We start from the raw sequence: 15624 nt of genomic DNA, 5'->3' as shown, positions 1-15624 counted from the left end.
CCTCCGCCCCTCTGGCTCTCCGCCCCTCTGGCTCTCCGGCTCTCCGGCTCTCCGGCTCTCCGGCTCTCCGGCTCTCCGGCTCTCCGGCTCTCCGGCCAAGGCATCGTCCCGGGGGCCGATTGGGTTATGGGTGCGCCGGTAACGGGCTGGCGGGGCGGGCGTCGCGGCGGCCCGCCACGCGCGCCGGCCTGCCGTCTCCCTGGACGGAGGCCGGGCACGTGCGGCGGGTGGGGGTGGGCGTGGCTAGGCCGTAACGGATGGGCGCGTTTCTACTGAAACACCCACGGATGCGTCACCGAAGCAAGAGACGGGGCCAATCAGCGGCATCACGGAGCAACTGCCGGTCGTGGGTGGCCATGACGACGGCGGCGGCTGTCACACACAAGGCATGGGTGAGTTCCTCGACCAGCGCCATCGACAGGTGGTTGGTCGGCTCGTCCAGCAGGACCACCTGCGGGCGGGCCGCCAGCAGCAACGCCAGGTCGAGGCGGCGCTGCTGCCCGATCGACAGTTCCGACACCGGCCGGTGCGCGGCCTGTGAGGGCAGCAGGCCGAGGCTCGACAGGCCCAGCCGCTCCCCCTCCGCCAGCACGCCGGTGCTGACCAGCCGCGCCATCGCCGCGTCGAACACCTCGTGGGCCGGCCGCCGCGACGGCTCCGGGGACTCCTGCGACAGCAGTCCCACCCGCCCGCCGCGCTGCACCGTGCCCGCGTCGGGTTCGAGCCTCTGCGCGAGTACGGCCAGCAGCGTCGATTTGCCCGCGCCGTTCGGACCGGTGACCACGAGGCGGTCGCCGGCGCGCAGGTGCACCGACTGGGGACCGCGCATCCGCCCGGCCACCTCCACCCCGTCGGCGCGCAGCAGCGTCACGCCGGGCGGGGCGGGCAGCGGCGGCGCCTGGAAGCGCATCGGCGGCTTCGGCACGTCCAGCACCTGGGCCTCGAGCGCCTCCTGCCGCCGGTGTACGGCCCGCACCAGCGCGGGCGCCCGGGTGGCACGCGTGTGTTTGCCGGTGCCCTTCTCGGGACGCCAGCCGGTGCTGAGCCGGTTCTGCGCGGCCGACAGGTCGTCGGCCAGGCGGCGGCGTTCGCTCTGCTGGTCGCGGTAGTCGGTCTCCCAGCGTTCGCGCTCGGCGGCGCGGCCCTCGCGGTAGCCCTCGTAGCCGCCGCCGTAGGTACGGGGACGGCCGTCGCGGGTCGGGTCGAGGTCGAGCACGGTGGTGACGACGTCGCTGAGCAGCGCCCGGTCGTGGCTGACCAGCACCACGCCGCCCGGGTGCTCGCGCAGCCGGGCGGTCAGGTAGTCCAGGCCGGCGGCGTCGAGATGGTTGGTCGGCTCGTCGAGCAGCAGCATGTCGTGCCCGGCGCCGAGCAGGCAGGCCAGCCGGATCCGGTAGCGCTGCCCGACCGAAAGCCCCGCCAGCGGCCGGGCACGGTCGTCGACGGCCCCGAGCGCGGCCAGCGAGACGTCCACGCGCCGGTCGGCCTCCCACGCGCCGATCGACTCGGCGTCGGCCAGCGCGCGTTCGTACTCCTGCTCGGCGCCCGGCAGCCCCTCGGCCAGCGCCGCCGTGGACTCGTCGAACGCCGTCAGCACCCGCCGTACCTCGGCGAGCTCGACGTCGATGAGGTCGCCGACGGTGCGGTCGTCGCCGACGGGCATCTCCTGATCGGCCACGCCGATGGTGCCGGCCCGGCTGACCTCGCCCGCGTCCGGAGCCAGAACCCCGGCCAGGACCTGCAGCAACGTGGTCTTGCCCCGGCCGTTCTCACCGACGACGCCCAGGCGTTCGCCCGGGGAGACGGTGAGGCTCACACCGAGCAGAACCGGCTGCCCGCCACGCGTGACGCGAAGATCGGTGGCGCTCAGGTGGGCGCGGGCGCGCAGGGAAAGAGCGGTAGACACACTTCCTCCAAGAACGGGGCCAAGCCCCGCGAAAAGAAACGGACGGCGGATACGCCTCGCCGCGCCCGGGGCCACTCATGGGGCCGCGTCGGACGTAGTCGGGGGCTTGGCGCCGTCCCTCTTAGAGGAAGTAGTAATAGTGCATGTAATCAGCGTATCGGACAGGCCGCCGAGGTCGCTCCTCATTTTCCGGTACGGCCGGCGAGCCCGGCGAAGACGACCACGTTGTCGGCGTACTCGCGCTTGACCGGGTCGAACGTGCCGCCACAGGTGATCAGGCGCAGTTCCGGGCGGTCGGTGTCGCTGTAGACGCGCTCGGACGGGAAGTCCCGCTTGGGGAAGGCCTCGACCGAGCGGACCCGGAACATGGCCGTCGAGGCGTCGGCCCTGACCACCTTGATCAACGCGTCGGGCCGTAGGGTGGCGACGCTGTGGAAGACGGCCGGGCCGGTGGTGGAGTCCACGTGGCCGAACAGTGCGGCGGCGCCGGGCTCACCTGGCGCGGGGCCGTGCTTGTACCAGCTGACCAGGTGCGCCTGGCTTGCGCTCGGGACGCGGGCGGTGCCGTCCTTGTTGAGGCCGCGCGGGGTGATCCCGGCCTTGAGCTTGAGCCCGGGGATCTCCAGACGAACAGGCTCAGACCTGGACATAGGCGCGACGGCCGCGGAAGGAACCAGATCGGTGAGCCCCTCAAGGACCTTCTCCAGCCCGGGCTTCCCCACCACCACGAGAACGGCCCCGACCAGCACAACCCCGATGGCCCCGGCCCTCACAAGACCACCCCGACCGAAACCCCCTTCGGCCCGAACCCGCAACGGCGCATCTCAGCCCCTGCGGCGGGACCGGCGGCGCATCGCGGCGACTCCGCCCAGCGCCAGCGCTCCGATTCCGGCCCACAGGAGCGCGCCTCCCGGGGCTCCTCGCTGCAGCCCGCTCTCCGCGCCCTGATCTGCTGGGCTGGGCCGGGATGCGAGGGCCGGGGCCGTACCGCCGAAGCCGGTGTAGGCGCCGCCGTGCGGCCTGCCCCCCACCACGGTGAACGAGGCCCTGCTGGTGGGCTCGTCCTCGTCGTCGCAGTACCCGTAGACCGGCTGCCGCCCCCGCGGAGTGCCGATGGGTACGCGGATGTCGTCCTCGAAGCGGCCGTCGCCCAGGTCGTCGATCGGGATCTCCCCGAACGAGGTGGGCCCGTCGATCATCCCCGACTCGGCATCGGGGTCGCACAGCAGCCGGACCGTCACCCATCCGCCGGCCCGCACGGTCGACGGCCTGAGGCCCAGGTCCTCGTCGGCCCGGGCCGGGACCGCGGCCACCCCCAGCGCCACGGTGATACCGGTCAAAGCGGCGGCGATCCCACGCATCTGCTGCCTCCAGCGGTGATCCACTTTCTATGATCACCTACCGCCGCAAGCCCCAACGTAAGACCCACCTTGGAACTACGGGGTGTAAATCTCCTGCACTCGGACGATCTTCCCCTTGTAGACGGTGATAAGCGCCGGACGCTCGTACTGCTTGGCGCGCTTGATCAGCACCGACTGCGAGCACCGCTTGTTGCCGAGCCCGGTGTTGCGGTCGACGGTCATGTGCTGCATGGACGCCTTGCACCCGAACGCCGACAGGAACACCACGTTCTTCGCGATCGGCGAGGCATAGGCCCGCACGTCGCCCTCCGGCGGACCCACGAAGTGGCCCTCGGTCTGGGTGCCCTTCTTCCACTTGATCGGCTCGTACTCGGCCTTGACGCCGCTCACGTGGGTGATCCAGCCGCGCAGGATGCCGTCGCGCCGCGAGTGGACGCCCTTGGTGAAGTCGTGCCCGGGGTCCGCCTGGAAGGTGGTCCCGAAGACCTTGGGCGCCTTGAACTTGGGGATCGCCATGGACGTCACGGGCAGCGTGATGGTGCTCTGCGTGCCGGCGTAGGCGGTGCTGACGAAGGACATGGTCAAGGCGGCCACAGCGCTGCCGGCCAGGATGTATCGGGTCGAAGTCTTCACACGATCTACGATCCCCGCACACGCGCCCTGGTTCGCACACCACCACGTGACACACGTCACACCCACTACCCCCGGCAGCCCCGGCCCACACGGCACCCGAACGGCATCCGGGACTGCGCCTCCTCGCCGGAATGGCGTGGCGACACGGCAGGCAGTACCCGAAAAGCGGCGTGGGTGGAACCACAAGCAAGCCGCAGACGAGCCGCAACCGACCGGCAGACGCGGGGCGCGAGGGCTCGGAGCGCCGAGCGCGAGGGGCGCGTGGCTCCGGGCCGACAGCCGGGCCGCCGAGGCTCGGACAGGGCGGCAGGAGCGCGTGAGTCGGGATGTGCGTGGCTACGGGCCGACAGGCGGGCGTGGGTGGGCCCGGCCGGCGGGGCAGCGAGGCGGGGCGGGAGAGGGTTGGGTTGGGATGTGCGTGGGCGCCGCGGCGGTTTGCCGCGGCGCCCAGGTGTCGCTTCGGCCCGGAAGCCGACGAGCCCTCAGGCCCGGTTCGCTACAGGGGTGAGGAGCCGTCGTCTATGTCGCCGTCCGGGCCCGTGGGTGGGCCTGTGGGGGCGTCGTCGGGCTCGGTCGTGGTGGTGGGTGAGGGCGGCGGGGCGGCGGGGAGGATGCGCTCCAGGCGTGCCCCCGTCAGCCGCTGGAACTTGCGATGCTCGCGGTTGCGGTCCAGCACCGCCACTTCGAGCTGGGCCACCGGCGGCCGTTCGCCACCTGGCTCCGTCAACGCCACCAGCGCGACCTCAAGGGCGTCGGCCAGCGGCATCGCCTCGCGGTAGCGCTCCTTCAGGCGGCCGGAGACGGCCTCGGCCTGGCCGCCCATCACGGTGAAGCCGTGCTCGTCGAAGACCGAGCCGTCGAAGGTGAGCCGGTAGATGGCGTCGCCGTCGGGCGTGTCGCCGACCTCGGCCACCACGACCTCGACCTCCAGCGACTTGATCGACTCGGTGAAGATCCGGCCGAGGTTGGAGGCGTAGAGGTTGGCCAGGCCGCGGCCGGTCACGTCGGAGCGGTCGTAGGTGTAGCCGTTGATGTCGGCGTAGCGGATGCCGCCCAGCCGTAGTTCCTCGAACTCGTTGTAGCGCCCGACGGCGGCGAAGCCGATCTTGTCGTAGATCTCACTGATCTTGTGCAACGCCCGCGACGGGTTGGGCGCGACGAACAGGATGCCGTCCTCGTACTGCAGTACGACGACCGAGCGGCCCCGCGCGATGCCCTTGCGCGCGTAGTCCGCCTTGTCCCGCATGATCTGCTCTGGGGAGGCATATCCAAAAGGCATGGACACCGCAGGTGTTCCTTTCTAGCGCAGCGGGGCGATGGGACCGTCAGGCGAGATCAACCGGGCTTCGAGCATCTGCTCGACATATCCGGAGACCTCCTCGTCGGTGAGCCGGCGGAACCCGTTGGCGTCGATCACCGACACGAGCGGCCAGATCTTCCTGGTCACGTCGGGTCCGCCCGTCGCCGAGTCGTCGTCGGCCGCGTCGTAGAGCGCCTGGATGAGCGTCATCACGGTGTCGTCGGCGCCGGCGCCGTCGCGGTAGAGCTTCTTCAGCGAGCCGCGGGCGAAGATGGAGCCGGAGCCGATCGCGTCGAAACGCTCCCGCTCGTACGGCCCGCCCGCCACGTCATAGCTGAAGATGCGCCCCTCGTCCTTGTCGGGGTCGTAGGCGGCGAACAGCGGCACCACCACCAGACCCTGCATCGCCATGCCGAGGTTGCCGCGGATCATCGTGGCCAGGCGGTTGGCCTTGCCGTTGACCGACAGCGTGCGGCCTTCCATCTTCTCGTAGTGCTCCAGCTCCACGCGGTAGAGCCGGGCCATCTCGATGCCGGTGCTGGCGGTGCCCGCGATGCCCATGACGGAGTAGTCGTCGGTGCGGAACACCTTCTGCACGTCACGCTGCGAGATCATGTTCCCCGATGTGGCCCGCCGGTCTCCGGCCATGACCACGCCGCCCGCGAAGGTGGCCGCCACGATCGTCGTGGCGTGCGGAACCTGGTCGCCGATGGGGGTGGCCAGGATCTCGCCGCGTACCGGGAGCAACTCCGGCGCGTGCGAGCTGACGAACTCGGTGAACGACGAACTCCCCGAGTTCACGAAAAATCGGTCAACCAAGCCGGCGGGCAGATCCCTGTGCGATGCCACGCGACTCCCTCCCCAATCGTCACTACCTTTAGCCAGACCCTACTCATGTTGCGTTGCCCCATGCACTTCCCACGATCAGCTCAGGGCGAACCGTTCATCAGATCGTTTCTTTACGCCCGAGTCGGGTCGTGCGATTGTCGGTATGTCTGCACGTCCTCAACTGGAGGCCGACATGCGACCTGTGCTCATCGGCGCCGCCCTCCTCCTGGCCCTCGCCGCCTGCGGCACCGGACAGCCGTCGAGCCCGGGGAGCGTGACCCTCACGATCGCCGCCAACTCGATCTCCGGCGGCAAGAACTCCGAGAGCGCCGACTGGATCAGGACCTGGGTGATCCCGGAGTTCGAGCGGAGTCATCAGAACGTCAAGGTGCTGTTCCAGCCGAGCGGCGTCGAGGACGAGCAGTACAAGACGAAGCTCTCCCTGGACCTCAAGTCGAAGACCGGCGCCGACGTGATCGACGTGGACGGCATCTGGGTGGGCGAGTTCGCGCAGGCCGGTTACATCAAGCCGCTGGCGGAGGTGGGCGGGCCCACGGTGGACGGCTGGGAGGGCTGGTCGCAGATCCCGCAGGCCGTACAGGGGCTCGGCATCTTCGACGGCAAGAAGTACGGCCTGCCGCAGGGCACCGACGGCCGCGTGCTGTTCTACAACCGGACGCTGTTCAAGAAGGCCGGGCTGCCGGAGCCGTGGCAGCCGGCGAGCTGGCAGGAGATCATCGACGCCGGGACCAAGCTGAAGGCGGCCGGGGTGCCGGTGCCGATCCAGATCAACGCGGGCACCGCGATGGGCGAGGCCACCACGATGCAGGGCGCGCTGCCGCTGCTGACCGGCGCCGGCTCGGAGATCTACACCACCGGCAAGTGGACCGGCGCCTCCCAGGCCATGAAGGACGTGCTCGGCTTCTACCAGCAGATCTACTCCAAGGGCCTGGGCGATCCGAAGCTGCAGCAGGAGGCCAAGGGCCGCGACAAGTCCTTCGCCCAGTTCGCCGAGGGCAAGATCGCGATCCTGGCGGAGAGCGACTACTTCTGGCGCTCGGTCATCGAGCCGAAGGCGGGCGTGGCGCCCATGGCCGAGCGTGACGCGGTCGTCGGCTACGCGAAGATCCCGGCCAAGCAGCCGGGCGGCGGCATCCGGGGCCAGGACTTCGTCTCGATGTCCGGCGGCGCGGTACGCGTGCTGAACCCCTTCTCCAAGAACCCGAAGCTGGCCTGGGAGCTGCTGGCGTTCATGCACTCGGCGGCGGCCACCAAGTCGCAGCTGGCCGGGCAGGTGCGCATCAGCGCCCGTGACGACGTCAACGCCGAGGTGCTGACGGCGGATCCGATGCTCAAGTACATCGCCGAGGAGGTCCTGCCGATCACCGCCTACCGGCCGCCGCTGGGGGTCTATCCGCAGGTGTCGGTCGCGCTTCAGGAGGCCACGGCGGCGGTCGTGTCGGGCGCCTCGCCCGAGGAGGCGGCGGTCGCGTACCAGACCAAGCTGGAGCGGCTGGTCGGCGGCGCGGCCAACATCGCGGGATGATCACCGATGCCGCCGGGCTCGGGCGCGCCAGGGCCACCGCGTTCGTGCTGCCCGCGCTGGTGCTCATCGCGGTCTTCCTCGTCTTCCCCGCGCTCTGGACGATCTACCTGGGGCTCACCGACTACCGGCTGACCGGGCTCCAGGCGGCGAACCCGCAGGTGGTGGGGCTGGACAACTACACCTCCGCGCTCGGCGACCCGCGCTTCCTGTCCTCGCTGTGGCTGACCGTCGCCTACGTGGGCGGCTCGGCCGTGATCGGCCAGGCGGGGCTCGGGTTCGCGCTGGCGTGGGTGCTGCGCACCCGGCGCGGGACGGTGCGGCGGCTGGTCGAGGGCGTGGTGCTGCTGTCGTGGATCCTGCCTTCGACGGTGGTGGGGTTCCTGTGGTTCGCGCTGCTCGACCGCGACGGCGGCACGCTCAACGCGCTGCTCGGCACACCGGGGTTCGCGTGGCTGCTGGACCACCCGCTGCTGTCGATCATCGTCTTCAACACCTGGCGGGGCACCGCGTTCTCGATGATGCTCTACTCGGCGGCGCTGGAGAACGTGCCGCCCTCCCACCTGGAGACCGCCCGCCTGGCCGGCGCCAACGTCTTCCAGCAGCTGCGCGACGTGGTCTTCCCGCTCATCCGCCGGCACGTGCTGACGAACCTGCTGCTGATCAGCCTGTGGACGTTCAACGACTTCACGCCGTTCGTGCTGACCGGCGGCGGGCCCGAGGGCCGCTCGGAGATCCTGCCGATCTACGTCTACAACATCGCGCTGCGCGGCGGCGAACTCGGCCTGGGCGCCGCGGTCTCCTTCCTCATCCTGCTCATCAACCTCGTCTTCGCGCTGGCGTACCTGCGGCTGCTGCGCGGACGGCGGCGGCAGGAGGCCACGGCCGCCGCGGGAGGGCCGCCGGCATGATCAGGCACACGGTCGGCAGGCTCGTCTCCACGGTCTTCGTCGCCGTCGTGCTGGCCTTGTTCGCGCTGCCGATGTTGTGGCTGGCGGCGGCGCCGTTCGACGCCTCCCCCACGATCACCACGTCGGTGCCGGAGTTCACGCTCGCCAACTTCGCCGCCATCCTCGACAACCCCTACGCGCTGGGCTCCATCGGCAACTCGCTGATCCAGGGCGGGGGCGCGGCGGTGCTGGTCGTGGTGCTGGCCGCGCTCGCCGCGTACGCGCTGTCGCGGGTGTCCGTGCCCGGCCGGGACGTGCTCCTGTATCTGCTTCTGCTGCTGTCGTCGGTGGTCACCGGGACGGCAGCCATGGTCCCGATCTTCGAGCTGGCAACCCGGCTCAACCTCATCGACACCCATCTGGGCGTCATCCTGGTCGTCTCCGGCGGCCTGCTGCCGGCGGCGATCTTCATTCTCAAGGACTTCATGGACGAGACGCCCACGTCGTACGAGGAGTCGGCGCGGGTCTTCGGCGCATCGCCGCTGCAGATCCTGCGGCACATCACGGTCCCGCTCGTACGCCCCGGCCTGGCCACGATCGGAGTCTGGGCGCTGGCCAGCGTGTGGGGCGGGTTCCTGTTCCAGTTCATCCTGCTGCGCGATCCGGAGAAGTCGCCCGGCTCGGTGATCCTCTACACCCTCTACACCGAGGGCGGCGCGCCCAAGCTCGATCTCATCTCGACCTTCTCGCTGCTCTACTCGCTGCCGGTGGTGGCCATGTACCTGTTCGTCTCCCAGCGGTACGGCTTCCGCTTCCACGGAGGTATCAAGCGGTGATCTCGCTGCACGGCCTGACCAAGGTGTTCCCCGGCGGGGTGCGCGCCCTGGACGCGATCGACCTGACGGTGGCCGACGGCGAGTTCTTCGCGCTGCTCGGCCCGTCGGGCTGCGGCAAGACGACGCTGCTGCGGACGATCGCCGGCCTGGAAATCCCCACGTCCGGAAATATCCGCATCAACGAGGCGGACGTCACCCGCCTGCCCCCGGGCCGCCGCGACGTCGCCATGGTCTTCCAGGACTACGCGATCTTCCCCCACATGGACGTCACCGACAACATCGCCTACCCGCTGCGCATCAGGAAGGTCCCCCGCGCCGAACGTGTGCGCAAGGCCGCCGAGGTGGCCCGCCGCCTGTCGCTGGCCGACCTGCTGCACCGCCGGCCCGCCCAGCTGTCCGGCGGCCAGCAGCAGCGGGTGGCGCTGGCCCGCGCGATCGCCTGCCATCCGGCCGCGTTCCTGTTCGACGAGCCGCTGTCCAACCTCGACGCCCGGCTGCGCCTGGAAGCGCGCACGTTCCTCAAACGCCTGCAGCGCGAACTGGCCGTCACCACCGTCTTCGTCACCCACGACCAGGCCGAGGCGCTGGCGCTGGCCGACCGCATCGCCGTCATGTCGGCCGGGCGCATGGTGCAGATCGGCACCCCCGCCGAGATCTTCCAGCGGCCCTCCACCACGTTCGTCGCCTCCTTCATCGGCTCCACCCCGATGAACCTGCTGCCCGGCACCAGCACCCGTGGCGCGCTGCACGTCGCGGGCGCCGTCCGCGCCGCACCCGCCGGTCTCGGCGAGGGCGACGAGATCGTGTACGGCGTGCGGCCCGAATACATGGGCCTGTCCGAGACCGAACGCCAGGACGGCATCCCGGGCACCGTGGCCGTGCTGGAGAACCTGGGCACCGGCGTGCTGGTCACGCTCGAGTCCGGCGACCACCTCGTGCAGGCCGTCGTGCCCGAGGGCAGTGAGCCGGCGCTGGGGGTGCGACGCTGGGCCGTACCGGCTCGATCGCTCGTCTACCGCGACGGCGCACTGCTCGCCTGACCGGCCGCAGGAGATCAAGGACGTGCGGCGGTGTGGGCCAGGATCGCCGGGATGACCTCGTCCCAGGTGCGCCGGGGGAAGATCTCGTGCCCGACGCCTTCCAGCACCCTCGCCCGCGCGCCGGGGATCGCGGCGGCCAGCGCCTGGCCGTGTCCCGGCGGGAACAGCGGGTCGGCGCCGCCCTGGAAGACCAGCACCGGCACCGCGATCTCGCCGAGCCGCTCGCGCCAGGGCCGGCCGGCGTCGATGAGGAAGGGGTTGGTGAGCTGGGCGGCCAGGTTCGGCGTGCGGTCGACGACGCGCTCGGCCATGGCCCGCAGCGCCGCCTCGTCGAAGACGGCCCCGGCGTAGGGGCGCTCACTCTCGACCAGGTAGTCGAGCACGGCCGCGCGGTCGGAAAAGTCGGGCCCGGGCTGCTCCTCGGCGAACAGCGCCAGGATTTCGTCCGCCATCGGCGGCAGGTCGGGCGACTCGTGGCCGGGGCCGCCCGGAGTGGCGCCGGTGAGGGTGAGGGTGGCGACGCGGCCGGGGTGGTCGAGCGCCACGAGCTGCGCGACCGCCGAACCCTGCGACATGGCCACGAGGTGGGCCCGGTCCAGGCCGAGCGTCTCGATCAGCGCGGCGGCGTCGGCCGCGAGGTCGGTCAGGCCGTACTTCGGCTCGCCCGCCGGATAGCTCGTCGAACGGCCGGCGTCGCGGCTGTCGAAGCGCACCACCTGCCGCCCGCCCGCGACGAGCCGGGCGACGAACTCGTCCTCCCAGGCCACGAGCGACTGCCCCGCGCCGTGAAGCAGCACGATCGCCGGGTCACCCGCGTCCCCGGACCTCTCGACGTTGAGCTCGACCCCGTTGACCGCCAGCTTGCGTTCCATGCCCCACACTCCCGCTACTTCGTTACGTGTAACCAACCCTACCCCAAGATCTGTTACATATCACTGAAATCCCGTAGACTGCCGGAGTGACCGAGATGAGGGACGACACCGCGCTCGACGCGTGGGAGGCCTACCGCCGCCTGCGCCTGCACGTCGACGCGGAGGTCGCCCGCGACCTGGAACGCGCGAGCGGCCTGTCGATGGCCGACTACGACGTGCTGGCCGCCCTGGCCGCGCTCTCCGGCGGCGAGCACTGCATCCGCGTGCGCGGCCTCACCGAGCACCTGCACTGGGCGCACAGCCGCCTGTCGCGCCAGCTCGGCCGGATGGAGCAGCGCGGGCTCGTCGACCGGGAGAAGTGCGAGCTCGACGGCCGCGGCGAGGACGTCGTCCTGACCGACGCGGGCCGCCGCGCGCACGACCGCGCGGCTCCGGTCCACCTCGACGCGGTACGCCGCCACTTCACCGGAGCGCTCTCCCCCGAACAGCTGGCCGCCTTCACCGCCATCGCCCGGCACATCACTCCATAACAATTGGGAACACCCTGGCGGCATCCGCCTTTGCTCCGCGTGCGCGCAGGACGACGATAAGCACATGCGAGCAAGCGGCATCGCCCTGGGTTCCCAGGCCGGCCGGGTGCTGACGCTCCTGCGCGAGTGGCCCGGCCTTGAGGCGACAGCCCCGTACTGCACATGCGGAGTCGGCGTTGCCGCCGGCACCTGCCAGATCCTCCACCTGCACGCCGACGACGACGCCGAACTCCGCCTCACCCGCCCGGCCATCTGCCGGATGTATCCGGCGCTGGCCGGTACCGAGCGGGTCGTCTTCGGGCGCAGCGAGGACTGGGTCGGCATCCGCCTCGACACCGAACACGACACCGACCTCCTGCTCACCCTGCTCAGCGTCGCCATCAAGGCCTGCGACCGCGGCGGGTGCCATCAGGCGGTCACCCCCTGCTCGGCCGCCCTCTACCGCGACGCGCCGGTCCGCCTGCCGGCCGGGACGGCTCTGGCCTGACCCCCGCCCGCCGTACCCGCGCCAGAAGGCGTGCGGCGGGCAGGCGCTCCCCCGCGAACCGTCACGAGCGCGGCCCGCGGCGTCCCCGCACGTCGTGAGGCGGGATACTGGAGTGGTGTCCACCAGGGACTGGATCCTGCATCTCGACCTCGACTCGTTCATGGCGTCGGTCGAGATCCTGCGGCACCCCGAGCTCCGGGACCGCCCGGTCATCGTGGGCGGCAACGGCGATCCGACCGTCCCCCGCACGGTCGTGGCCACCGCCTCCTACGCCGCCCGCGAGCACGGCGTGCGTTCCGGGATGCCGATGCGCACGGCGTTGCGCAAGTGCCCCGACGGCGTGTTCCTGCCCAGCGACATGCCCGCCTACGAGGCCGCCTCCGCTCAGGTCATGGAGGTCCTGCGCGGCTTTCCGATCACGCTGGAGGTGTGGGGTCTCGACGAGGCGTTCATCGGCGCCCGCACCGGCGACCCGTTCGCGCTGGCCCGCGAACTCCAGCGGGCGGTCGTCGAGAAGACCGGCCTGACCTGCTCGATCGGCATCGGCGACAACAAGCACCAGGCGAAGCTGGCCGCCCAGTTCCGCAAGCCCGAGGGGGTTTCCCGGCTCACCGGCGAGGACTGGACGGAGGTCATGGGCGGGCGTCCCACCTCGGCGCTGTGGGGCATCGGCGCCAAGACGACCAAGAAGCTCGCCGACCTGGGCCTGCACACGGTCGCCGAGCTGGCCGCCGCCGACCCGGCCGAGCTGGCCCGGCGCTTCGGTCCCACGAACGGGCCCTGGCTGCGCTACCTCGCGCTCGGCAAGGGCGAGACGACCGTGACGGACGCCCCGTGGGTGCCGCGCGGCCACAGCCACGAGGCGACGTTCACCACCAACCTCACCGATCCGGCCGCCGTGCGCGAGCACGTCACGGCGTTCGCCCGCCGCCTCGCGGGCGAGGCCGCGGACGCGGGCCGTACCGTCATCCGGGTGACGGTGAAGGTGCGGTTCGCCCCTTTCATCACGCAGACCCGGCAGACCAAGCTCGCCGCGGCCACCACCGACCCGGTCCCCGTCGAGGCCGCCGCGCTGGCCGCCCTGGACCGCTTCACCCTGGACCGGCCGGTGCGGCTGCTGGGCGTGGGCGTGGAATACTCCAGCCGCTGAGGACGTCAGCGGCGCAGGTGGTGGGCTGTGTGGGTGGCGCCCGACTCGACCATGGTCAGCGGGGTGCCGGTGAAGACGACCTGGCCGCCGTCGTGCCCCGCCTCCGGGCCCAGGTCGATGATCCAGTCGGCGGCGCGGATCACGTCCAGGTTGTGCTCGATGACGACCACGGTCGAGCCGGCGTCCACCATGCGGTTGAGCAGCGCGACGAGGTGGTCGATGTCGGCGAGGTGCAGGCCGGTGGTCGGCTCGTCGAGGATGAGGGTACGGCCCGGCGCCGCCAGTTCGGTGGCCAGCTTGAGCCGCTGGCGTTCGCCGCCCGACAGCGAGGTGAGGGGCTGGCCCAGGGTGAGGTAGCCGAGGCCGACGTCGGCCAGGCGGGTGAGGGTGTCGCGTACCGGCTTCTGGGGGAAGTGCGCCCTGGCCTCGGTGACGCTCATCTCGAAGACGTCGGCGATCGAGCGTCCGCCGACCGTGTGCCGCTGGGCCTCCGGGGTGAAGCGGCGGCCGCGGCAGGTCTCGCAGCGCGTGGTGACTCCTTCCATGAACGCCAGGTCGGTGTAGATGAGGCCGGTGCCTTCGCAGTCGGGGCAGCCGCCGGTCGAGTTGGGGGTGAACAGGCCCGCCGGGCGGCCGGTCGAGCGGGCGTAGATCTGCCGGATGGAGTCGAGCAGGCCGGTGAACGTCGCCGGGCTGGAGCGCCGCGAGCCGCGGATCGGCCGCTGGTCGATCACGACGGCGTCCGGCGCGGCGGTGGGCAGGTGGCCCAGGATGAGGCTGCTCTTGCCGGACCCGGCCACGCCGGTGACCACCGTCAGCACGTCGCGGGGGACGCGGACGGTGACGTCGCGCAGGTTGTTCGTCGACGCGTGCTCGATGAGCATCCAGTCGGAGACCGGGCGGGGTTCGCCGCGTTCGACCCGGTCGGCGCGCAGACCTGCGCCGGTCGGGGTGTCGGCCCGGCGCAGCCGCTCGTACGGGCCCTCGAAGACCACCTGCCCGCCCGCGCCGCCTGCACCGGGGCCCATGTCGACGCAGTGGTCGGCGATCGCCATGATCTCGGGGGCGTGCTCGACCACGATCACCGTGTTGCCCCGGTCGCGCAGGGCCAGCAGCATCGCGCCGAGCGTGTCCACGTCACGCGGGTGCAGCCCGACCGTCGGCTCGTCGAACACGTACAGCAGGTCGCTCAGCGCGCTGCCCAGGTGGCGCACCATCTTGATCCGCTGCGACTCCCCTCCCGACAGCGTCGAGGTGGCCCGGCCGAGGCTCAGGTACCCCAGCCCGAGCGTGACCATCCGGCTCAGGTGCTCCCGCAGCACGGCCACCAGCGGCGCCACCTCAGGACGGTCGAACTCCCCGAGTACGGCCAGCAGGTCGTCGGCCTGCATCGCGTTGCAGTCGGCGATCGAACGCCCGGCGACCCGGCTGGCCCGCGCCGGGGCGGCCAGCCGGGAGCCCGCGCACTCAGGGCAGCGCCGCCTGGCCACGATCCGCTCGAACGCCTCGCGCTGCGCCCCCTTGAGCGACTCCGGCTCCTTCTGCAGGTAGATGCGGGTGAAGCGGGGCACCACGCCCTCGTAGGCGGTGCCGACCGCGTCCATTCCCGCGGGGGGCTTGAGTGTGCCGGCGGGCGCGTGCAAGAGGATCTCGCGTTCCTCGGCGGTGTAGTCGCGCACCTTCTTGCCGACGTCGAAGAAGCCCGAGCGGGCGTACGCCTTCCACATCCACTGGCCGGGCGCGAACGCCGGAAACGTGATCGCCCCCTCCGCCAGCGACCGGTCCTCGTCCACGAGCTCGGCCACCTCGACGGTGGCCGCCACCCCGAGCCCCTGGCACAGCGGACACATCCCGGCCGGGTCGTTGAAGCTGTAGGCGTTGGAGTAGCCGGCCGACGGCTCGCCGACCCTGGAGAACAGCAGCCGCAGCCGCGCCCCGATGTCGGTCGCGGTGCCCACGGTCGAGCGCGGGCCGCCGCTGAGCCGCTTCTGGTCCACGATGATCACCGCGGACAGGTTCTCCAGGTGGTCGACGTCCGGCTGGCCGTAGCTGGGCAGGCGGCCCTGCGCGAAGGCGGAGAACGTCTCGTTGAGCTGGCGCCCGGACTCCGCCGCGAGCGTGTCGAACACCAGCGACGACTTGCCCGACCCCGACACGCCGGTGACGACGGTCAGCTTCCGCTTGGGGATGTCGACGTCGACGTTCTTGAGCGTGTTCTCCCGCGCGCCGCGTACCCGGATCATCTCGC

At 71.3% G+C, this 15624-nt stretch carries 15 protein-coding genes; 7 read left to right on the top strand and 8 right to left on the bottom strand.

Annotated elements, in window-relative coordinates:
- Positions 1-292 precede the first annotated feature (292 nt).
- The 6 genes from HNR40_RS32820 to prcB all read right to left on the bottom strand — a co-directional run bounded on the left by HNR40_RS32820 (position 293) and on the right by prcB (position 6049).
- The gene (locus tag HNR40_RS32820; protein ID WP_184968279.1) at positions 293-1906 is read right to left on the bottom strand and encodes an ATP-binding cassette domain-containing protein; all 1614 of its coding nucleotides are present in this window, start codon (positions 1904-1906) and stop codon (positions 293-295) included.
- Between the two features lie 182 nt (positions 1907-2088).
- Positions 2089-2679: a class F sortase gene (locus tag HNR40_RS32815; RefSeq protein WP_184968277.1), complete on the bottom strand. Its 591-nt coding sequence runs from the start codon at positions 2677-2679 to the stop codon at positions 2089-2091.
- Between the two features lie 51 nt (positions 2680-2730).
- Positions 2731-3267 carry a hypothetical protein gene (locus HNR40_RS32810; protein WP_184968275.1) on the bottom strand — a complete coding sequence of 179 codons (537 nt, stop codon included), beginning with the start codon at positions 3265-3267 and terminating at the stop codon, positions 2731-2733.
- Between the two features lie 75 nt (positions 3268-3342).
- Positions 3343-3900, bottom strand: coding sequence for a hypothetical protein (locus HNR40_RS32805; RefSeq protein ID WP_184968273.1), 558 nt, complete (start codon positions 3898-3900; stop codon positions 3343-3345).
- Positions 3901-4396: 496 nt separating this feature from the next.
- On the bottom strand, positions 4397-5179 hold the full coding sequence (gene prcA / locus HNR40_RS32800; protein WP_184968271.1) for a proteasome subunit alpha: 783 nt from the start codon (positions 5177-5179) through the stop codon (positions 4397-4399).
- Positions 5180-5200: 21 nt separating this feature from the next.
- Positions 5201-6049, bottom strand: a complete 849-nt coding sequence (prcB, locus tag HNR40_RS32795; protein ID WP_184968269.1) for a proteasome subunit beta — start codon at positions 6047-6049, stop codon at positions 5201-5203.
- A gap of 172 nt (positions 6050-6221) precedes the next feature.
- On the opposite strand from prcB, the gene HNR40_RS32790 reads away from it, so the two are divergent.
- Genes HNR40_RS32790 through HNR40_RS32775 form a run of 4 tightly spaced genes read left to right on the top strand, consistent with a single transcriptional unit; the run spans position 6222 to position 10337 of the window.
- Positions 6222-7574, top strand: a complete 1353-nt coding sequence (locus tag HNR40_RS32790) for an extracellular solute-binding protein (protein ID WP_184968267.1) — start codon at positions 6222-6224, stop codon at positions 7572-7574.
- A complete protein-coding gene (locus tag HNR40_RS32785; protein ID WP_184968265.1) occupies positions 7571-8482 on the top strand; it encodes a carbohydrate ABC transporter permease in 912 nt (303 codons plus the stop codon). Before HNR40_RS32790 ends, HNR40_RS32785 begins: the two co-directional genes overlap by 4 nt.
- The gene (locus tag HNR40_RS32780) at positions 8479-9297 is read left to right on the top strand and encodes a carbohydrate ABC transporter permease (protein ID WP_184968263.1); all 819 of its coding nucleotides are present in this window, start codon (positions 8479-8481) and stop codon (positions 9295-9297) included. Before HNR40_RS32785 ends, HNR40_RS32780 begins: the two co-directional genes overlap by 4 nt.
- Complete coding sequence (locus HNR40_RS32775) at positions 9294-10337, top strand: ABC transporter ATP-binding protein (protein WP_184968261.1); 1044 nt, start codon at positions 9294-9296, stop codon at positions 10335-10337. The genes HNR40_RS32780 and HNR40_RS32775 overlap by 4 nt, the downstream gene beginning before the upstream one ends.
- 14 nt (positions 10338-10351) lie before the next feature.
- Here HNR40_RS32775 and HNR40_RS32770 read toward each other — a convergent pair whose 3' ends face one another.
- A complete protein-coding gene (locus tag HNR40_RS32770; protein ID WP_184968259.1) occupies positions 10352-11209 on the bottom strand; it encodes an alpha/beta fold hydrolase in 858 nt (285 codons plus the stop codon).
- A gap of 95 nt (positions 11210-11304) precedes the next feature.
- Between HNR40_RS32770 and HNR40_RS32765 the strand changes: the two genes are divergently transcribed.
- The 3 genes from HNR40_RS32765 (at position 11305) to HNR40_RS32755 (ending at position 13376) form a co-directional block, all read left to right on the top strand.
- Complete coding sequence (locus tag HNR40_RS32765; protein ID WP_246509748.1) at positions 11305-11739, top strand: MarR family winged helix-turn-helix transcriptional regulator; 435 nt, start codon at positions 11305-11307, stop codon at positions 11737-11739.
- A 64-nt stretch (positions 11740-11803) separates the two neighbouring features.
- Positions 11804-12226, top strand: coding sequence for a luciferase domain-containing protein (locus tag HNR40_RS32760; protein WP_184968255.1), 423 nt, complete (start codon positions 11804-11806; stop codon positions 12224-12226).
- Between the two features lie 115 nt (positions 12227-12341).
- A complete protein-coding gene (locus HNR40_RS32755; RefSeq protein WP_184968253.1) occupies positions 12342-13376 on the top strand; it encodes a DNA polymerase IV in 1035 nt (344 codons plus the stop codon).
- A 5-nt stretch (positions 13377-13381) separates the two neighbouring features.
- Here the strand turns inward: HNR40_RS32755 and HNR40_RS32750 are convergent, their stop codons facing one another.
- Positions 13382-15619, bottom strand: coding sequence for an ATP-binding cassette domain-containing protein (locus tag HNR40_RS32750; protein WP_184968925.1), 2238 nt, complete (start codon positions 15617-15619; stop codon positions 13382-13384).
- Positions 15620-15624 lie beyond the last annotated feature (5 nt).

The sequence above is a fragment of the Nonomuraea endophytica genome (assembly GCF_014203235.1).
Classification (GTDB): Bacteria; Actinomycetota; Actinomycetes; order Streptosporangiales; family Streptosporangiaceae; genus Nonomuraea; species Nonomuraea endophytica.
The sequence above is the reverse complement of the archived record's forward strand: the minus strand, read 5'-3'. Positions and strand labels throughout refer to the sequence as shown.